Source organism: Micromonospora sp. URMC 107 (assembly GCF_051386315.1).
Classification (GTDB): Bacteria; Actinomycetota; Actinomycetes; order Mycobacteriales; family Micromonosporaceae; genus Micromonospora.
In genome coordinates this window covers 1-406 of sequence record NZ_JBPQTK010000310.1, presented here as the reverse complement: position 1 = coordinate 406, position 406 = coordinate 1, and the positions used below count along the sequence as shown (strand labels likewise).

Genomic DNA, 406 nt, shown 5'->3' with positions numbered 1-406 from the left:
CCGACCAAGGAGAACCCGACATGGCCGACCTCCCACCGACCGACGGCACCGGGGCGACGGGCACCGCCCACGAGGGCGAGTACGTGGTCGTGGTGAACGTCGAGGAGCAGTACTCGATCTGGCGTACCGCCGAGCCGACGCCGGCCGGCTGGACCCGCCTGGCGACCACCGGAACCCGCGACGAGTGCCTGGACCACATCGAGCAGGTCTGGACCGACATGCGGCCGCTGTCTCTGCGGCGGGTCCTCGACGGCACCGGATCGGCGCAGTGACCGGCACGCCCGGCGGGCACTTCCGCCTGTCCCCGTTCCAGCAGTGGCGCCACCACGCGGCCCCGCCGGCGTGGGTCGAGGCGGAACTACGCTGCCGGGGCGCCGACGGGGAGGCGCTGCGGGCGGTGGTCGGC

1 protein-coding gene is annotated in these 406 nt (G+C 74.4%); it reads left to right on the top strand.

Annotated elements, in window-relative coordinates; genetic code table 11:
• The first annotated feature begins 20 nt into the window (after nt 1–20).
• Nucleotides 21–272 carry an MbtH family protein gene (locus ACSNN9_RS28665; RefSeq protein WP_436676420.1) on the top strand — a complete coding sequence of 84 codons (252 nt, stop codon included), beginning with the start codon at nt 21–23 and terminating at the stop codon, nt 270–272.
• Nucleotides 273–406 lie beyond the last annotated feature (134 nt).